We start from the raw sequence: 17,607 nt of genomic DNA on the forward strand, positions 1-17,607 counted from the left end.
TTATATTAGATATGAATATAATTTAAAAATCCCTAGCTTAAAGTATAGGGATTTTTTTAATTAGTTTTATGAAAAAACTTCACTTTCCGAATTATTGCCAAGGAAATGTAAATTAATAAAACTATGTATTCTCTAAAACTTGGACAAATTATTAAAATTCTATTAACTTATTTAGTTATACTCCCTGATTTTTTGAATATAAATTACTATATCAATTTAAAGGGGGAAATTATATGAGTTTAAACTTAGTCCCATTAATTATTGTAATTGTTTATCTAGGTCTTATGCTTTTTGTAGGTTTTTACACAAACAAGTTCTTAATTAATGATAGTACAGATTATATGCTAGCTGGGAGAGCTTTACCTGCTATTATGGTAGCTTGTAGCTTAGCAGCAAACAACATCGGTGGGGGAAGTACTGTTGGTCTTGCAAGTAAAGCCTATGGTAACTGGGGAATGTCTGCTGTTTGGTATGTGCTTGCAGCTGCAATTGGTATTATTCCAATGGCCTTCTTTGCTCCAAAGCTTAGAAAAATAATGGCTTACACCATTCCAGAAGTAGTTGGTAGACGCTTTGGAAAATCAAGCCATATAATCACATCTATATTAAATATTATTTCTCTTTTTTGCTTAACAGCCTCTCAAATTCTTGCTTCAGGAATAATTATATCTGCTCTTGTTGGAATAAATGTTAAAGTTGCTATTTTAATAGCTGGATTATTTACAGTAATCTATACCGTTATGGGTGGCCTTTGGGCGGATGCCTTTACTGACTTATTTCAATGGGCAATTATATTCTTCGGACTTTTAATTGCAATTCCTTTCGTAATTAAAGGTGCTGGTGGTTGGTCAACTATAGTAGCTAAGGTTCCTCCTACAAAAATGTCCCTAAACGGAATGGGCATTGCTACAATAGTTAGCTTAATTGGTCAGTACTTCATTACCTTTATGTCTGGTCCAGAAATGGTATCTAGAGTTTTTGCTGCAAAGGATGAAAAGGCTGGAAAGAAAGCCACCTTAATGTCAGCATTATTTATGGGATTATTTGCTTTTATACCTGCTATTATTGGTATAGCAGCCTTCGTTGCTTTTCCATCAATAGATCCAAGCAAGGCACTTTCAACTGCTGTATTTAGTTTAGCACCTCAATGGGTTTCTGGTCTTGTTTGTGCAGCAATTATTGCTTCTACCATGTCTAGTGCAGATTCAGATATGTTATGTGCTTCAACTATAATAACAAAAGATTTATATCAAAAATATATGAATCCAGATGTCAGTGACAGCTCTATGATTAAAATGACTAGAATAAGTAATGTTATAATTGGACTTCTTGCAATGTGTATAGCTCTATTCCAAATTAATATAATAACCCTTAATATATTCTCCTTTATGCTTAGAGCTGCTGGTCCTTTTGCAGCCTTTATACTTGCAATATCCATGAAAAAATGTTCAAAACATGCAGGTATTGTTTCTATATTAGTAGGTAGTGCTGTAGGAATCTACTGGCAAATAATGAAAGAGCCTTATGGAATTCTAGCAATAATCGCTGGTTCTGTAGCTTCAATTATTGCCTTTATGATTACTTCCTTTATTGAAACAAGAGTTACTAATAAAATTGCACCACCACTAGAAGAAATTTAATTATTCCATCTTAATTTCACTTGTTTCCCTTTAACTAGGGTAAAACAAAGTACTAGGAGCTTTCTCCTAGTACTTTATTATTTATAAATCTACTTTATTATCTATTAAGCATGCCATTCCAAAGAAGTATGCAACTGAAATCAAACCTAGCATTATTATTCCCGTAATGTTTATATTTGTAAAAACAAACCCTTGGTCTAAAAACATAGAAATACTTTCTTGCGATAAGTTAAACTTTCCATCTACTGCATTATAATAAAGTGGCATAGCTATGGCTGTCTTGATTGTTATATTTAAAAGCACAATAAATTGAGTTAACCATAAAGTTCCCGCAATAACAAACTGAGTAAACTTAGATTTTCCTCTATAAGCTATTTTGCTAATAGTTTCTGAGAAATAACCGCTAAGCATGAAGTAAATATATAAAACTAAAATCATGAAAAATCCAAAGATCATTAAATTTATTAAGCTTTTAATATCTCCCTGTAACAGGCTAATATCAAAATGAAAATCATCAATTTTTAAAGAATCTAACCTAAATGCTAGTATAATTGCACTAATAGCCTGTGTCACAACAATAAATATTATCCAAATAGTAGTATTGAACAACTTTGCTAAAATAAATTTTTTACCACTTATAGGCAAAGTAAAAGTTAAAAATCCTCTATCCTCATTAAACTCCTTAATAAATGAAGTTGTTAAGTGGTAAAGAATTACTACCACAATAACTATATTTGTAAGAATTAAAAACACTGGTACCAAATCACTTGTTATAATTTGAGTTAAATCATAAAAAAATATATTTAATAAAGACATTATCAAAAGACAAGGTCCTAATATTCTTGTACTTTCCTTAAAATTATACTTTAATAACTTAAGCATTTAAACCCCTCCTAAACACCAAATATTTCCCTATATATATCTTCAATAGTTTTTCCATGAGATGCCCTTAAATCTTCTGCATTCCCTTTAAGGAATATCTCACCCTCTCTAAGATAAATGACTTCATCAAATAATCTTTCCATATCTCTAACTAAATGGGTAGTTATTATCATAGAGCTTTCTCCATCTAAGTTATCTACTATCATGTCTAAAATCTCTTCTCTTGCCACAGGATCTACTCCGCCTAGAGGCTCATCTAAAATAAATAGTTTAGCTTTTCTTGAAAGAACAAGAGATATATTCAACTTTTCAAGCATTCCCTTCGAAAGAGCTGTAACCTTTTCCTCCATTGGTATATTCATTTTATTTAATAAGCTCACACATTTACTTTCATCAAAATCAATATAAAAATCTTTAAACAACTCTATAGTTTCTTTAACCTTCATCCACTTATAAAAGTAGTTTCTGTCAGGCATGTAAGATACTATTCTCTTTGACTGAACTCCTATATCTTTATCATCAATCTTTACTACGCCAGAGGAAGCTTTAATTAACCCAGCAAGGGTTTTAATTAATGTAGTCTTTCCACTACCATTTGGTCCTAAAATACCTAAAACCTTTCCCTTTTCTAAAGTTAAACTTACTCCATTTAAAGCTCTTTTAGAAATAAATTTTTTTGTTAGATTTTGTACTTGAACTATACTACTCATACTTACTCCCCATCCCCATCAATTTCTTCTTTTAATAAAGCTAGTATCTCATCCTTACTAAAGTGAAGTTCCTTAATTTGATAAATAAATTTACTAACTATATCTCTTGCCATAGTTTTCTTTAAGCTATATAAAATATCCTTATCTTCTGTAATAAAAGTTCCCATTCCCCTTTGAGTATAGGTAAGCCCTTCTCTTTCTAGCTCCTGATAAACTCTTGAAACAGTGTTTGGATTCACTTTTAAATCACTAGATAATTCTCTCACTGAAGGCAATTTGTCTCCCTCCTTAATTTCTCCTATAACAGTCTTTTTCTTTATATAATCCATTATCTGAATGTAAATAGGAAGGTTCTCATCAAACTTTAAACTCATATCACACCTCCTAAAGTATTAGTGTACTATATTGATAGTACACTAATATTATATTCTAGTCAATAGTCTTTAATACCTAAAATTATATTTTTTTGTGTTCTGTTCTTAAAGCCTTTTATATCAACAAAAACTTACAAACCAAAATAGAAAAACCCAGAAGCTTTAAAACTCCTAGGTTTTTTATAAACTAATTAAGTATTTTTATTTTTCTATTAGATATATTAGATTTAGAAAATTATAACCTTAGTAAATTAATGATAAGATACTCGAAGAAATCTATAATATATAAAGTTGTCCCTATGGATATTAATAGGTATAATAAACATATATATCTTTTTATCTATGTGAAACCAAATAAGTTATTACAACACTATTTATTAACAAGGATAATAAAATTCCAGAAACTTAATTAAAATAAAGATTTGGAGGAGTAATCATGGATATAGGTGCATTATCAATAGCTATGAGCCAATCAAGAGTACAAGAGGCAGCTGGACTAGCAGTAATGAAGATGGCTATGAATAGGGGCAAAGAAACTTCTACCCAATTAACAGAAATGCTTAAAAGTGCTGCTGTAGATCCTAATTTAGGAAATCGCTTAGATACACGAGCATAAATTTTAGAAAAGTATCTTCTTTTAAAGATATCCTTAAGGAGTTCTTTGAAGGAAGTTCTTTTTTTGAAGAATTCCTTAAATAATTTATATTATATGTAATTAGGCAGTTTCTCTTTTAAAATTGAAAAAGGGGATATTTAAACAATAATACTAGTTTAAATTACCCCAATGAAATTTAAAGCTGCATGATATATGACTAATTTAAAGATTAAGTTACCTATCAATAAAATTCAAACTTATTTTACATTTAAAAGCTCTATGTTAATTTCACATTTAATTCTCTATTTCTATTTTATAAATCCCATAAGTCTTTTAATATTATTACAATTTTCCTCACTTGTTAATACTTCAAGAAGTTTAAAAGCAACATCAAAAGAAGTAGATGGATTGAAGGATGTTATAATATTTTTATCTACAACTATTGGCTCATCAGCTATAACATTAGCTTTAAAATTAGCAAGCTGTTTTTGTCTATGTCCATTAGACAAATTATAGGTTGTTGCTTTTCTTCCTTCTAAAATACCACTTTTACCAAGAATTAAGGCTGCAACACAAATTGTTGCTATTGGTTTACCCTGATCATTAAATTCCCTTACAACCTTTAAAACATCTTCCCTAAAGGCATCTTCGTAAAAATTAGATTCTTCAAACCCTCCAGGAATTGCAAGGGCATCAAAATCTTCAACTCTTAATTCACTGATATGCATCTCAGGGGTAACTAAAAAATTCCAGGTGCATTTCAACTTATCTCTTGTACCAACGGTTATAACTTGGGTGGTTCCATCCCCTTCACTCTGATTCCATCCAAGAACATCTGTAAAAACACTTGCCTCAACAGCTTCAAAACCATTTGGCAGCAATAAACAAACTTTTTTCATAAAAATTATCACTCCTTAAATATAAAATTATTTACAACAATTGTTTCTTCAATTAGAATTATAAATTGTAAAAATACTTCTGTAAAATTGAAATAACTGAAGATATTGTTCAGTTATACTGATATTAAATTAAGAATGATGAGGTATATTCATGGATATAAAACAACTGCAAACCTTTAAGACAATTGTAGAATTAAATAGTTTCACTAAGGCTGCTTCAAGGCTAGGCTATGCACAATCTTCTATAACAGCACATATACAAATGATTGAAGATGAATTAGGAACTCCAGTGTTTGAACGGCTAGGAAAAACCATAGCTGTCACCAGTGCTGGAAAGCAATTATATGATTATACTGTAGAATTACTAAGCACCTATTCAAAAATAAAGAGCATATCAGCGGGTAGCCAAGATATTAAAGGAGATTTAAGGCTAGGTTCCTCTGAAACCTTCACAGTGTACAGGTTAGGATCAATTTTATTCAAGTACAAGGAGAAGTTTCCTAATGTAAATATCACTTTAATAAATGATAACTGTGAACAACTAAAAAAAAGACTATTCACTGGAGAATTAGATATAGCATTTACACTTGAACCTAAGGTAAAGGAACAGGATTTAGAAGTAAAGGTATTAACAGAGGAACCTTTGGTATTTGTAAAAGGTCATAACTACAAATCACTCAATATAGGAAGTGAAGAAAGATGCAAATCAAAGGAAGAATGTATGATATTTACGGAAAAGAATTGTTCTTTGCGGAAGTTTTTTGAGAACTATTTAGATCGTAATAATATAGCAGTTAAAAGCACCCTAGTATTTTCAAGCATGGAGACTATAAAACAATGTGTAGCAAGTGGGCTCGGAATTAGTCTGCTCCCTCTTGTTAGTGCAAAAAGTCTAATTGAGGATAACAAAGTTATGGTGATGGATGATTATGATATGAATCTTAAGCTCTATGGACAGATGATTTATCATAAAGACAAATGGATTTCTCCAGCTATGAGAGAATTTATAAATCTAACCATAGAGCATCTTATGTTTGAAGATTAGAAAATATGTTTTAAGAAGTTTAAGTCCTATTTTGTTAGGTAGTTATAAACTAATATAATTTTATATTGAGAGGCTATCATAACCAATCACTCCTTAAGTTTCAATGTTTTTGTAATAATTACTTGTTTAATTAGAATTATATATTTTAAAAATATCTCTATAAAATTCAAATAATCGAAGCTAATATTCAGTTTTATTGATACCTTTCTTATTCTATGTGGCATTTTAACCTAAAAATTGTAATATAGTCATACTATTTTCCATAAAAAAAAGACCTTGTGAAAACTCACAAAGTCTTGATTTTGGTGCGGCGGAGAAGATTCGAACTCCCGACCAACTGGTTCGTAGCCAGCTACTCTATCCAACTGAGCTACCGCCGCATATTAGGTTTTAGTGGCGGAGAAAGAGGGATTTGAACCCTCGCGCCGGTTACCCGACCTACGCCCTTAGCAGGGGCGCCTCTTCGGCCTCTTGAGTATTTCTCCATACCTAAGTTATTAAAAATATTTATAAAGTAAAATTTCCTTATATAAAAGAAAAAAATACTAAGTTTAAGCCTTAAGTATTTTACAGTAAAAAAATGGCGGAGAGACAGGGATTCGAACCCTGGGTACGCTCACACGTACGCCGGTTTTCAAGACCGGTGCCTTAAACCAACTCGACCATCTCTCCGTATCATTTGACATGATTATTTTATCAAAATCTCAATACCATGTCAATGTTTTTATTTAATTTATTTTAACATCACTAATCAAGTGATGATGAATAGGGTGTTAAAACAAAATCAAAGATGCTCTAGCTTAGAGCATCCCTGGCGGAGAAAGAGGGATTTGAACCCTCGCGCCGGTTACCCGACCTACGCCCTTAGCAGGGGCGCCTCTTCGGCCACTTGAGTATTTCTCCGAATATTGGCGGAGAGAGTGGGATTCGAACCCACGGTACGCTCACACGTACGCCGGTTTTCAAGACCGGTGCCTTAAACCAACTCGACCATCTCTCCATGTCTGCTGACAAAGACTATTATAACAACTTTAATGACTTTAGTCAACAGATTTTTTTATGAAATTTAAAGTAATTTTACCTACATTTTGTTTTATTTTTTAATTATTTCATTATAGTTCTTCCAGCCATATATGGTCTTAAAGCTTCTGGTATTGTTATTGTTCCATCTTCATTTTGGTAATTTTCAAGAATTGCAGCTACTGTTCTTCCTACTGCAACCCCTGATCCATTTAATGTATGAGCAAAGTTTGGTTTATCCTTTGGAGTTTCCTTGTATTTTATATTAGCACGTCTTGCTTGGAAATCTTCAAAGTTGCTACAGCTTGATATTTCTACATATTTGTTGTAGCTTGGCATCCAAACTTCTATATCGTAAGTTGTAGCTGAAGAGAAGCCTAAATCACCTTTACAAAGTTTAACTACTCTATATGGAAGTCCTAAACCTTGAACCACCTTTTCTGCATCTCTAGTTAATTTTTCAAGCTCCTCATAGGATTGTTCTGGTTTTGTAACCTTAACTAATTCAACTTTATTAAATTGATGCTGTCTTATAAGACCTCTAGTATCTCTTCCTGCTGATCCAGCTTCTGCTCTAAAGCAAGCACTGTAAGCAGCGTGCTTTATTGGAAGCTCTGCACCGCTTAATATTTCATCTCTATAAAGGTTAGTTACTGGCACTTCTGCTGTAGGAATTAAGAAGTAATCTGTATCCGTAACCTTAAAAGCATCTTCCTCAAATTTTGGAAGCTGTCCTGTTCCCATCATACTATCCCTATTTACCATAAATGGAGGTAATATTTCTGTGTATCCACTTTCCTCTGTATGAGTGTCTAAGAAGTAGCTTATTATAGCTCTTTCAAGTTTTGCACCTAGCCCCTTATATACAGTAAACCTTGAACCAGTTATTTTACCTGCTCTTTCCCAATCAAATACATTTAAGTTCGTTCCTAAATCCCAATGGGCTTGTGGTTCAAAGCTAAAGCTTGTTGGTTCTCCCCACTTTCTAATCTCTACATTATCTGCATCAGAAGCTCCTTCTGGTACATCTCCATTTGGAATGTTTGGAAAGCTTAATAATATATTCTTAATTTTTTCATCTATTTCAGCTACCTCAGTATCAAAAGCTTTAACATCTTCTCCTAACTTCTTCATTTCTGTCATTATAGGAGCTACATCTTCTCCTGCTTTTTTACGCTTTGGTATTTCTGAAGAAACTTGATTTCTTCTGCTTTTTAAGTTTTCTACTTCTACTAGAATTCCTCTTCTTTTTTCATCTAAACCTATTACTTCATCTACTAAGGAAACATTAAAATCCTTACTTCTTCCAAGTAATCCTGCTTTAATTTCATCTGGGTTATTTCTTATTCTTTTTAAATCTAACATATCTATTCCTCCTATGTTTTATATATTTATTTTCAAGTTTATTTTACAAGATTTTTTATAAAAAAGTTTATTACGGAACAAGTCATTTTTAAGATGGACTTTGAAGGGAGATTTAATTTCCCAAAAGCTTATTCTTTTGCCAAAGTCTTCCCTGTAAAATATACAGGGTTATCCTTATAAAGAGTCCTTAAATAAAACAAAAAGAGCCTCTCATCCCCAAAGGGACGAAAGACTCCGCGTTACCACCCTAATTGAACAAGTAAAATACTTATTCCTCTTAATAATTTAACGACATTGCCGTACTGCTCATCACAGTCCCTCAGAGGCGGATTCACAACATAAAGTGTATCAGCTTCCACCAACTGCTGACTCTCTTTAACACTATATTATTGTTACTATTCTCTTCTATGGTTTAACTATTTTATTATATAGTATAAATTTTATGCCAAAATCTATACAAGTACTTATATTTTATATAAATTTTATTATCTTACCTAGGATTTGTCAATGACTTATTATAAAATCATTTCTTATCTCTTGGTATATTTTTAGTACATATGATATCTATTCCAGTATTTAAGATATTCTTGCACACTATGTCTCCAATATTCATAGGAGGACCTACGTGAATTCTACTTAAAGCTTTAGAACATTCTATCCAAAGTTCCTTATCTATAGGTTTAGAACTCTTTACTGGCATCACATCATGTATTGAAGAACCCTTTACTCTAACTATACTAGTTAATATATCTTTATCCTTCATCAAACTAATCATTCCTTACATAGTATCAAATTCTTTTATTCTTCCTAGAATAATCCTAGAGTTTTTAGAGTGCTTAACAATCTCTGTTATTTTCTTTCCTGTTTCTCTTGCTAGTATGGAAATTATCTGCTCATTACAGTAACAACCTCTACAGCTCCCAAAACCTGCTCCAGTTCTTCTCTTGATGCCTTCTAAGGTTCTAGCTCCTAAGGGTCTTCTTATAGCATCTACAATTTCACCCTCAGTGATGCTTTCACAGGCACATATAACTTTTCCATACTTTTTATCTACCCTAATTATTTCATTTCTATCATCATTGGAAAGCTCTTTAAATTTGTAGTATTCTCTTCTTTTATCAATAAAATCTTTCTTTAGCTTACAATTTAAATTACCAACTACTAAGTTACAAATATTAAGGGCTAGAGCTGGGGTCATGGTAACTTGACCATAGTGTCTAATCTCTACATTGATATAACCATTTTCATCTACATTATTGTCAATTCTCACTGGTTCATCAAATAGGTGCCAATCTAATACCATCTTTATTCTATTGCTATCTATTGATTTTAGCACAGGGGATAATCTTTTTATAACCTTATCATAGCTTACATTTTTATCATTACTATATGCACCAATAATTTCACCAGCTATGGTAGGCCTAATATAAATTCTTTCTTTCCCCTTTATATCAAAGATTATATTAGAATATAGCTTTTCATACTTTTTATCCAGCATAATATATTTTAAGTAATTCCTATTGTATGTTCTTTCTGGCTTGTTATCATAACCTCTAGTTAGCTTCTCATCTAGTGTAGTGTTTATTACAATCTTACAAGTAAACTTATTCTTATTTGTTTCTACTTTAAAGCCTTTAGTAAGTTTTTCTATGCTTTCTACTTCTTCTTCAAGCTTAAACTTTACTCCATTATCAAAAGCAATTTCTCCATAGGCTAATGCAAGATCATAGGAACGAAGTACTCCAGTATTAGGAATATAAAGTATCTTTTTTATATCTTTATCCAAACTTGGCTCTAATTTAAAGATATCCTCGCCCTCTAAAAGTTTTACATCTTCAATTTTTTTCTTTTGAGCTCTTTTATACATGCTATCAATAAACTCTTCTTGCTCTTTATCCTTAGCAATATAAATAGAACCACATCTTTTATAAGGCACATTAAATTTACTTGCATATTCCTCTATCATTAAATTGCCTTTTCTTATAAGTTTTGAAGATAGTTCATCTTCACTCTCTAATCCATCATAAATAGTTGCTGTATTTATTAAAGCAGTGTCACTTCCTATATCATAATCCTTCTCTAATACTGCAATATTTAAGTTGTATTTTGAAAGTTCATAGGCAAGGGCACAACCTATGATGCCCCCACCTAGTATTAATATATCATAATCCATAGTATCCTCCAATAAGGTCAGTTATTGTGATAAACTGTTGATTAAGTTTCCAAGTTCAGTTATATATTCACCATATTTTGCCCAATCACCATTTTTTTGAGCTTCTATGGCCTTACTATAGATTTCCTTAATCTTGTTCATATCTCCTGTTACTACAGGTTGCCCTGGAGTATTTGGTTTGCTACCACTCTCATCTTTAATATTAAAAATATTTTTTAGAGCAGTTTCTATATTAGGAGCTAATACTAGTTTATCCCCATACCCAACTATAACATTTTTCATCTCTGGTATGCTCTTTTCACCTGAAGCTCTAAGATAAAGTGGCTCTACATATAATAGTGAGTTTTCTATTGGTACTATTAATATATCTCCAAATTGAACTTCGGAGCCTTTTGTATCCCAAAGAGATAACTCTTTAGAAATAACTGGGTCTTGATTTATCTTTTGCTTAAATAGCATTGGACTATATACTGTTCCACCTGTTGGGAATTCATACAAGAACATCTTTCCATAGTTTTCTCCATCCATTCTAGCACCATACATAGCAACCATGTTATCTCTACCCTTAGTATTAAAGTATTCTAAAATTACCATCTCTTGTTTACTTTCATTTGGTAACTTCATAGTAACATAATCTGCTTCATTAAACTTCTCTTCAACTTCCACTTTTTCCTTATCCTCAGCAATAGACCATACATCATCACCATTATAAAACACCCCTGGGTCTGATACATGATATTTAGATAACACATTAGATTGAATTGTAAATAAATCCTCTGGATATCTAAAGTGAGCTTTTAAATCCTCAGAAAGTTCGCTGCTCTTCTTGAAAAGCTCTGGAAATATTTTTGAATAAGTCATTGCAATAGGATCACTTTCATCAACTACATAAAAGTTAGTGTCTCCATTATAAGCATCAATAACCACTTTAACTGAGTTTCTTATATAGTTAATGCCATCCATAGGTTGAGAAAATGGAAACTTATCTGAAGTAGTATACCCATCTACTATCCAATAAAGTCTATTATCACTTATAACTACATAAGGATCTTTATCATATCTTAAGAATGGAGCTATTTTATTAACTCTTTCCATAATATTTTTATGAAGAATTATTTTACTGTCACTAGTTATATCATTAGATAATATAAACTTAGGATTTTGTTCTTTTAATGCAAAAATTAGTTTATTTAAGAAGGTCATTTTTATTCCTGCATTACCATCATAGTTATTAGTAGCATTTTCACCACCAACTGGATAATCAAGTTCACCAAGTTTAGTATTTACAATGCTATAGTCATTAGAACCCTCACCAAAATAAATTCTTGGGTTTTCAATTGGTATATTAGTTTCATTTGAAATTGGTATATTACTCATTATAAAGTCTGGCTGTCCTTCACTAGTAACAGAATTAACCTTACTCATTACAACTCCATAGCCATGAGTATAAGCTAAATGTTTGTTTTGCCAAGTAATTGAGTTATCATCTAGCTTTTCAAAATCTAACTCTCTTGCTGCTACAAATACTTGATTATATTTGCCGTTAATATTATATCTATCAATATCAATATCATTAAACTTGTAATAATATCTTATATATTGAAACTGATTATAGAACTCTAGAGCTGGTCTATAGGAGTTAACTTTAATGTTATCTATTATTTCTTCATTTTCCTTTAAATTTTCACTACTTAACTCATTCTTAATCTCAAAGTTCTCTTCTTTTATTTCATCAATATTGAAAGCCTTTTTTGTGTAGTTTATATTATGTTCAATATAAGGTTTTTCTAGAGACTTTTCATTAGATTGAACTATAAACTTCTGAACCACTCCAGCTGCTAAATTTTCTCCAATCATTAAAATAACAATTAAAACTACAGAAATTATAATAGGCTTAACCTTCTTAGCCATAATACTAAAGAACACTACGAAAGCTCCAACTAAAGCTACTATTGTTATAACCTTAAAGAATTTTAAAGACACTGCTATATCTGTATAACTTGCTCCAAACACAATTCCTCTTGGAGAGTAAGCCAAGTTCCATCCACTTATCATGTATCCAAGAGATATAAGAAGCATTATAAATGCAGCAACTACAGCTAATTGTTTTCCTGCAAAGGAAGTTATTCCACTAGTAAGATTTTTTATATTTCTTCCATCTACTTGTACATTTTTACTAAACATTTTATCCTTTGCTGTAAGTATCATGTAAATAACAAAGGTACCCACCACTAAAAGTATCATAAAAGATATTGAACTATTATATAGAGATTGAATTAATGGTAGTTTAAAAACAAAGAAAGAAATATCCTTGTTGAAAATTGGATCTGTTAAAGAAAATTCTGTGGAACTTGTATACTCTAATATTTTATACCAATACTCACTAGAAAAAACTATGGAAAATACCATAGAAATTATAAAATTTATAACAAGAAAAACCTTAAAGCTTCTTCTTTCTTTTACCTTATCTATCTCAATTACCTTTTTAATTTTTCTTATATTAGGTATTAAACTCCTATAATAAATGGTTATTCCTATAAATACAACTAAAAATACTGGAACAGTAAGTTTTAATACTGCCATAATTTTTGTAAAGTATACAGAAAGGTATCCTAACTCTTTAAACCATTGATAATCAATGATTATATTTATACTAGATGCAAGGATAGCTATAATTACTAAAATTCCTAATATTACGGACGTTGCTACTTTTTTAGTTTTCACTCATATCACCTCTTACCCTTATTAATTATTTTCCCTAAAGAACTTTGTTTTGTTTCAATTGCTCCCACTGGGCATAATTCTTGACAACAAAAGCATCTTATACATTTTTTCATATCCCACTCCGGATACTTTTTACCATTTTTCCCTGTCATTTCTATTGCCTTTGGATTTTCTGGACATACTTCTTTGCATCTACTGCAAGAAATACACTTCTCTGGTATTAAGTGCGGACTTGGAGCAATAAGCTCTCTTAAAAAGTTTGTAACCTTAGGGTTGATAAAATAAAAATCTCCACCCTTCCTACAAAGTTCAAAATCCTTAGCTTTTAAGCTTTCCATTTCTTCTCCTAGTACATCTATATCCTCTGGCAAAACTGGTCCATATCCAGAATCATAAGCCTCCTTTAATACTGGTGTATCTAAAGGATTGTCATAACCTATAAGCCTTACAGCTGTTGAATCCACTGCAGTAATACTGCTTCCCATAATTAATGTATTAAGCTTATAGGGGCTTCCTGATTTAGGTCCATTTCCCTCCATGGCAACTATACCATCCATAATGGCAAAACTAGTTTTAACTACAGAATTTAGGTCTAAAAGCATTTTACAAAAGTTTTCTGCCTTAGGCATCCTAGTGTGCCAAGTAGCTTTTCCTGTTCCTGGTATACAACCAAACTGGTTTTTTATTGCGCCAGTGAAATAAGCCATAGCATGAGTTTTAAGTTTAGGTAATGTTATAACCACATCTGCTTCATAAGGTGCCTTGGCCACAGTCCAAGTTTTGCATAGCAACGAATTTTCTAGTTTTGCATTTACACTTTCATTGAAGTCTACATATCTTACATTATACTTTTCAGCAACAGCTATTAAACCACACTTTTCTGCTGCTTTTCTTCCATCGCCAAACCCTGGAGAATCACCAAAGACTATATTGTCACTATACTCCCTAATAACCCTAATAACTGCTTCAAAAACAGCATAATGGGTTACTACAGGAGATTCCTTATGCTCTACACTAAGTAGGTTAGGTTTTAGTAGTACCTTACTATTTAAGGGAATTAGCTCTCTTAAAAATTTTTCTCCCCCAAGAAGTTTAAAGCCTTCTCTAATTTTACTTTCTATTAAATCTACATCATAGCTTTCACATTTTAATAATGCAACCTTTTCCAAAGCCTTTCCCCCTAAAATTATTTATGTCTCCATTAAAGTGATTTATTACACTTTTAAATTAAAAGTATTTTATTTATGCTTAATTAATTATAATTACTTCATAGGAAATTTAATCTTTAATCTTTATCTTTAGCATCAGCTAAATAGCCTTTTATGCTCAGCTCATTGATAATTTTATTTAAAATATCTTCACTATCACAACTTATTGTATGCAAGTGCACACCATTTGTTATAGATGATAATGGTTCTGCAGCATAGTCCTGAAACTTTTCTACAAAACTTTCTAAATCAAATAAGTTTTTTATCATAAGCATTGCCTTTATTTCTCCATAAAGAGGATGTTCAACTATAACATCTTCAATAGTTGCACCATACTTTATAATAGTTTTTAATTCATCTTCCATATGATTTTTAGAGTGACTTACTGCTATAACTCTCCTTAGGGCATTCGAATTATCTGTTGGCGTGATATAACCTTCTGGGGTGGCAATAATATTTAGCCCTTCTGCCCTTATGATAGCTATATCTTTTACAATTACTTGCCTTGTTACATTGAACATTTCAGCTAAAACTTGCCCCTTTAAAGGCTCTTTATTATTTATGAACAATTCTCTTATTTTATCTCTACGGCTCTTAGAACTCATATTTTCCTCCACATAATAATCCTTGTACTATTTTGGTCATACAAACTTGTAATTTTACCTATAAATATATTTTATCATTTAATGGTAAATAATATAATAATTTTCCCCTGCTATATAAAATTATTATAAGTTTAGCCCTTATAGTTTTAAACTAGAAGGGCCTATAGTAGAATTCTATTTATTATTTTTCATTAATTATATTACTTATTTGCAAAATAATCAAATATCTTCATTATTACATAAAGAATAGGAATTATTATATATATCTTTATATTTAAAATTACCATTGTCTCTAATTTTAAAAATCTACTTCCTACTAAGATTAAAAAGATAATAAAAAATATTAAATAATTAATTCCAAATTCCTTTAACTTACCCTTCTTATCACCTTTAGCTGGTTTGTCACTGCTTCTTGCAAATTTAAATACAATAATCACTAAGATAACTGCAATTAAAACTTGTAATATAGTGTCTAGGCTCACTGAGTAATTAAGTAGCATAGTTCTATTTTTTATAAAGTTTTCGATAAAATTAATACCATAATTAATAGCTATAATAATTGTAATTATTAGAAATAACATAGATATATTAGACAATATAATTCTTTTTTTATTTTTAGGTATACTCTTTAGCTCTGCTATTATACTTTCACAAAAATCTTTATAGCTCCCCCCTATAACTTCATCTACAGTTTTTCCTGCTTCTTGAGCTTCTAAGAAGTTACTCAAAATATCCTGTATGGTAACTTCTATTTCCCTCTCTGGTAAAGCTGAAGTTCTGAAATATACCATAATCTCATCAAATATAATTCTATACTCCTTATCTAACTTCTCCTTATGAATATTGGTATCCTTTATATAGTTTTTTACTATCCCCATAACTAATCCTCCATAATATTACTTACAACCTTACTTAGATACTCCCAAGCACCCTTAAAATTTTCTAGTTCCTCTTTTCCTTTAATTGATAAACTATAATATTTTCTTTTAGGTCCAAAAGGAGAGTCTTTCATTGTAGAATTTAAAAACTCATTTTTCTCCAGTCTTATAAGAAGTGGATATATACTCCCCTCACTTATATCTTCTAATCCGTAATTTTTTAACTTCTCAACAATTTCATATCCATAGGTTTCTTTTTCATTTATTATCTTAAGAATACATCCTTCTAAAATGCCTTTAAGAAGTTGCGTTTTATTAGCCATAATATCACCTACCTTGCAATACAAGTTACCTTATAGCTACATTGTATTGCATAGTAGCTATAAAGTCAACCATCTTTGATAAACTTATGAAATATGTAATGTAATTTTTCAATGACTTCCTTTCATTAAGTTCCAAGAAGTTTTTGCATTATATAAAAATGAAAAATAAAAACCTCTAGCATATATCTACCTTATCGGTAAGATTATATCCTAGAGGTTATATCATTAATTTTTGTCATCATATTCCTTAATAATTTTAGTGTAATCGCAACTTATATCTTTTTTATGGTGGTCTCTTATGACATTTAAAAACTTCTCACTATAATTTTTATGTTCTAGAAGCTTATAGCCCTCTTCTCCATGATTATAATAAACATGGACCTTTTTAAAGTTGCTATAGTTCTTCAATTTTCCCTTGGTAAATTTATTTAATAGCACTAATACAGATTTATCTATTGGGTTAAGCTTTTTATAGGATTTTCCTATATCATGAAGTAATGCAGCTTTTATTAAAGTCTCATAGTTAAAATCCTTATTGTTTTTATTAAAGTTTTCTTTGTTTACTTCTCTCATAATATCCTTAGCCACATTAATGGAGTGTTTTCTGTCATATATGGGTAGTTTATTGAAAAGCTCTATTTCACTATGATTTAGATACTCATTAATTAAAACTAAATCTTCTTCTGTTATTTTTGCAGTGATAGCATTAACAAATTGTTTTATTCTATATACTGCCATATATTTCTCTCCTTAGAAATGAATTACTTCAGTGATTATTAAACTCTTTGCTCATTGTAGTTCTGCTTTTATTATTGGAATTCTTACTACTAGCTATTTATTAATTATTATATAGCTATAGATTATTATATCTAATAGTCATTTTTTTATAAAGTAAAAAAGCAATCCAAATGGATTGCTTTTGGTGGAGATAAAGAGATTCGAACTCTTGACCCCCTGCGTGCAAGGCAGGTGCTCTCCCAGCTGAGCTATACCCCCAAGTATGGTGGACCTTCAGGGACTCGAACCCCGGACCAACCGGTTATGAGCCGGTTGCTCTAACCAACTGAGCTAAAGATCCATATATTACCTGGCGACCACCTACCCTCCCACAAAGTCTCCCTTGCAGTACTCTCGGCCGTTTAGATCTTAACCTTCGTGTTCGGTAT

The 17,607-nt window shown here is 31.0% G+C and carries 16 protein-coding genes, 7 tRNA genes and 1 other annotated feature; of the genes, 3 read left to right on the forward strand and 20 right to left on the reverse strand.

Annotated features, from left to right (window positions below):
* Nucleotides 1-233 precede the first annotated feature (233 nt).
* The gene (locus B3040_RS18940; protein ID WP_291576742.1) at nucleotides 234-1,640 is read left to right on the forward strand and encodes a sodium:solute symporter family protein; all 1,407 of its coding nucleotides are present in this window, start codon (nucleotides 234-236) and stop codon (nucleotides 1,638-1,640) included.
* Between the two features lie 81 nt (nucleotides 1,641-1,721).
* Here the strand turns inward: B3040_RS18940 and B3040_RS18945 are convergent, their stop codons facing one another.
* From B3040_RS18945 to B3040_RS18955, 3 genes are read right to left on the reverse strand one after another with little or no spacing between them, the layout of a single operon-like run.
* Nucleotides 1,722-2,522 carry a hypothetical protein gene (locus B3040_RS18945; protein ID WP_291576744.1) on the reverse strand — a complete coding sequence of 267 codons (801 nt, stop codon included), beginning with the start codon at nucleotides 2,520-2,522 and terminating at the stop codon, nucleotides 1,722-1,724.
* 11 nt (nucleotides 2,523-2,533) lie between these two features.
* Entirely contained in the window at nucleotides 2,534-3,232 is a 699-nt protein-coding gene (locus tag B3040_RS18950; protein ID WP_291576745.1) for an ABC transporter ATP-binding protein, read from the reverse strand.
* A gap of 2 nt (nucleotides 3,233-3,234) precedes the next feature.
* Entirely contained in the window at nucleotides 3,235-3,606 is a 372-nt protein-coding gene (locus B3040_RS18955) for a GntR family transcriptional regulator (RefSeq protein WP_017417061.1), read from the reverse strand.
* Between the two features lie 436 nt (nucleotides 3,607-4,042).
* Between B3040_RS18955 and B3040_RS18960 the strand changes: the two genes are divergently transcribed.
* Nucleotides 4,043-4,222, forward strand: a complete 180-nt coding sequence (locus tag B3040_RS18960; protein ID WP_291576747.1) for a YjfB family protein — start codon at nucleotides 4,043-4,045, stop codon at nucleotides 4,220-4,222.
* A gap of 287 nt (nucleotides 4,223-4,509) precedes the next feature.
* On the opposite strand, the gene B3040_RS18965 is transcribed toward B3040_RS18960, so the two are convergent.
* Nucleotides 4,510-5,100, reverse strand: coding sequence for a DJ-1/PfpI family protein (locus B3040_RS18965; protein WP_291576750.1), 591 nt, complete (start codon nucleotides 5,098-5,100; stop codon nucleotides 4,510-4,512).
* Nucleotides 5,101-5,251: 151 nt separating this feature from the next.
* On the opposite strand from B3040_RS18965, the gene B3040_RS18970 reads away from it, so the two are divergent.
* Nucleotides 5,252-6,145, forward strand: coding sequence for a LysR family transcriptional regulator (locus B3040_RS18970; RefSeq protein WP_291576751.1), 894 nt, complete (start codon nucleotides 5,252-5,254; stop codon nucleotides 6,143-6,145).
* 303 nt (nucleotides 6,146-6,448) lie between these two features.
* On the opposite strand, the gene B3040_RS18975 is transcribed toward B3040_RS18970, so the two are convergent.
* From B3040_RS18975 to B3040_RS19050, 16 genes are all read right to left on the reverse strand, one after another.
* Nucleotides 6,449-6,525: transfer RNA gene (locus tag B3040_RS18975), tRNA-Arg, on the reverse strand.
* Nucleotides 6,526-6,539: 14 nt separating this feature from the next.
* Nucleotides 6,540-6,630: transfer RNA gene (locus B3040_RS18980), tRNA-Ser, on the reverse strand.
* A gap of 96 nt (nucleotides 6,631-6,726) precedes the next feature.
* Nucleotides 6,727-6,817: transfer RNA gene (locus tag B3040_RS18985), tRNA-Ser, on the reverse strand.
* A gap of 140 nt (nucleotides 6,818-6,957) precedes the next feature.
* Nucleotides 6,958-7,048 (reverse strand) — tRNA-Ser (locus tag B3040_RS18990).
* Between the two features lie 6 nt (nucleotides 7,049-7,054).
* Nucleotides 7,055-7,145 (reverse strand) — tRNA-Ser (locus B3040_RS18995).
* A 104-nt stretch (nucleotides 7,146-7,249) separates the two neighbouring features.
* Nucleotides 7,250-8,530 carry a serine--tRNA ligase gene (serS, locus tag B3040_RS19000; protein WP_291576753.1) on the reverse strand — a complete coding sequence of 427 codons (1,281 nt, stop codon included), beginning with the start codon at nucleotides 8,528-8,530 and terminating at the stop codon, nucleotides 7,250-7,252.
* A 217-nt stretch (nucleotides 8,531-8,747) separates the two neighbouring features.
* Nucleotides 8,748-8,947, reverse strand: a binding site (T-box leader).
* 106 nt (nucleotides 8,948-9,053) lie between these two features.
* Entirely contained in the window at nucleotides 9,054-9,293 is a 240-nt protein-coding gene (locus B3040_RS19005) for a DUF1667 domain-containing protein (protein ID WP_291576755.1), read from the reverse strand.
* Nucleotides 9,294-9,308: 15 nt separating this feature from the next.
* Entirely contained in the window at nucleotides 9,309-10,703 is a 1,395-nt protein-coding gene (locus tag B3040_RS19010) for an NAD(P)/FAD-dependent oxidoreductase (protein ID WP_291576757.1), read from the reverse strand.
* Nucleotides 10,704-10,724: 21 nt separating this feature from the next.
* Nucleotides 10,725-13,427 carry a UPF0182 family protein gene (locus tag B3040_RS19015; protein ID WP_291576759.1) on the reverse strand — a complete coding sequence of 901 codons (2,703 nt, stop codon included), beginning with the start codon at nucleotides 13,425-13,427 and terminating at the stop codon, nucleotides 10,725-10,727.
* Between the two features lie 5 nt (nucleotides 13,428-13,432).
* On the reverse strand, nucleotides 13,433-14,596 hold the full coding sequence (locus B3040_RS19020; RefSeq protein ID WP_291576761.1) for a DUF362 domain-containing protein: 1,164 nt from the start codon (nucleotides 14,594-14,596) through the stop codon (nucleotides 13,433-13,435).
* Between the two features lie 116 nt (nucleotides 14,597-14,712).
* Nucleotides 14,713-15,240, reverse strand: a complete 528-nt coding sequence (locus tag B3040_RS19025) for a transcription repressor NadR (RefSeq protein ID WP_291576763.1) — start codon at nucleotides 15,238-15,240, stop codon at nucleotides 14,713-14,715.
* A gap of 200 nt (nucleotides 15,241-15,440) precedes the next feature.
* The gene (locus B3040_RS19030) at nucleotides 15,441-16,118 is read right to left on the reverse strand and encodes a DUF1048 domain-containing protein (RefSeq protein ID WP_291576764.1); all 678 of its coding nucleotides are present in this window, start codon (nucleotides 16,116-16,118) and stop codon (nucleotides 15,441-15,443) included.
* A 2-nt stretch (nucleotides 16,119-16,120) separates the two neighbouring features.
* A complete protein-coding gene (locus B3040_RS19035) occupies nucleotides 16,121-16,441 on the reverse strand; it encodes a PadR family transcriptional regulator (RefSeq protein ID WP_291576766.1) in 321 nt (106 codons plus the stop codon).
* Between the two features lie 225 nt (nucleotides 16,442-16,666).
* Nucleotides 16,667-17,179 carry an HDIG domain-containing metalloprotein gene (locus tag B3040_RS19040; protein ID WP_291576768.1) on the reverse strand — a complete coding sequence of 171 codons (513 nt, stop codon included), beginning with the start codon at nucleotides 17,177-17,179 and terminating at the stop codon, nucleotides 16,667-16,669.
* 182 nt (nucleotides 17,180-17,361) lie between these two features.
* A tRNA-Ala gene (locus B3040_RS19045) sits at nucleotides 17,362-17,437 on the reverse strand.
* 5 nt (nucleotides 17,438-17,442) lie between these two features.
* Nucleotides 17,443-17,519, reverse strand: a tRNA-Ile gene (locus B3040_RS19050).
* Nucleotides 17,520-17,607 lie beyond the last annotated feature (88 nt).

This window comes from Clostridium sp. UBA4548 (assembly GCF_002387895.1).
In the GTDB taxonomy this organism is placed as follows: domain Bacteria; phylum Bacillota; class Clostridia; order Clostridiales; family Clostridiaceae; genus Clostridium_J.

What these genes read in the sequence shown, in the direction of transcription:
- B3040_RS19035 (WP_291576766.1), bottom strand. Translation starts at nt 16,441, where the DNA reads ATGGCTAATAAAACGCAACTTCTTAAAGGCATTTTAGAAGGATGTATT.
- B3040_RS18940 (WP_291576742.1), top strand. Translation starts at nt 234, where the DNA reads ATGAGTTTAAACTTAGTCCCATTAATTATTGTAATTGTTTATCTAGGT.
- B3040_RS19040 (WP_291576768.1), bottom strand. Translation starts at nt 17,179, where the DNA reads ATGGCAGTATATAGAATAAAACAATTTGTTAATGCTATCACTGCAAAA.
- B3040_RS18945 (WP_291576744.1), bottom strand. Translation starts at nt 2,522, where the DNA reads ATGCTTAAGTTATTAAAGTATAATTTTAAGGAAAGTACAAGAATATTA.
- B3040_RS19030 (WP_291576764.1), bottom strand. Translation starts at nt 16,118, where the DNA reads ATGGGGATAGTAAAAAACTATATAAAGGATACCAATATTCATAAGGAG.
- B3040_RS18960 (WP_291576747.1), top strand. Translation starts at nt 4,043, where the DNA reads ATGGATATAGGTGCATTATCAATAGCTATGAGCCAATCAAGAGTACAA.
- B3040_RS19010 (WP_291576757.1), bottom strand. Translation starts at nt 10,703, where the DNA reads ATGGATTATGATATATTAATACTAGGTGGGGGCATCATAGGTTGTGCC.
- B3040_RS18950 (WP_291576745.1), bottom strand. Translation starts at nt 3,232, where the DNA reads ATGAGTAGTATAGTTCAAGTACAAAATCTAACAAAAAAATTTATTTCT.
- serS (WP_291576753.1), bottom strand. Translation starts at nt 8,530, where the DNA reads ATGTTAGATTTAAAAAGAATAAGAAATAACCCAGATGAAATTAAAGCA.
- B3040_RS18970 (WP_291576751.1), top strand. Translation starts at nt 5,252, where the DNA reads ATGGATATAAAACAACTGCAAACCTTTAAGACAATTGTAGAATTAAAT.
- B3040_RS19005 (WP_291576755.1), bottom strand. Translation starts at nt 9,293, where the DNA reads ATGAAGGATAAAGATATATTAACTAGTATAGTTAGAGTAAAGGGTTCT.
- B3040_RS18965 (WP_291576750.1), bottom strand. Translation starts at nt 5,100, where the DNA reads ATGAAAAAAGTTTGTTTATTGCTGCCAAATGGTTTTGAAGCTGTTGAG.
- B3040_RS18955 (WP_017417061.1), bottom strand. Translation starts at nt 3,606, where the DNA reads ATGAGTTTAAAGTTTGATGAGAACCTTCCTATTTACATTCAGATAATG.
- B3040_RS19025 (WP_291576763.1), bottom strand. Translation starts at nt 15,240, where the DNA reads ATGAGTTCTAAGAGCCGTAGAGATAAAATAAGAGAATTGTTCATAAAT.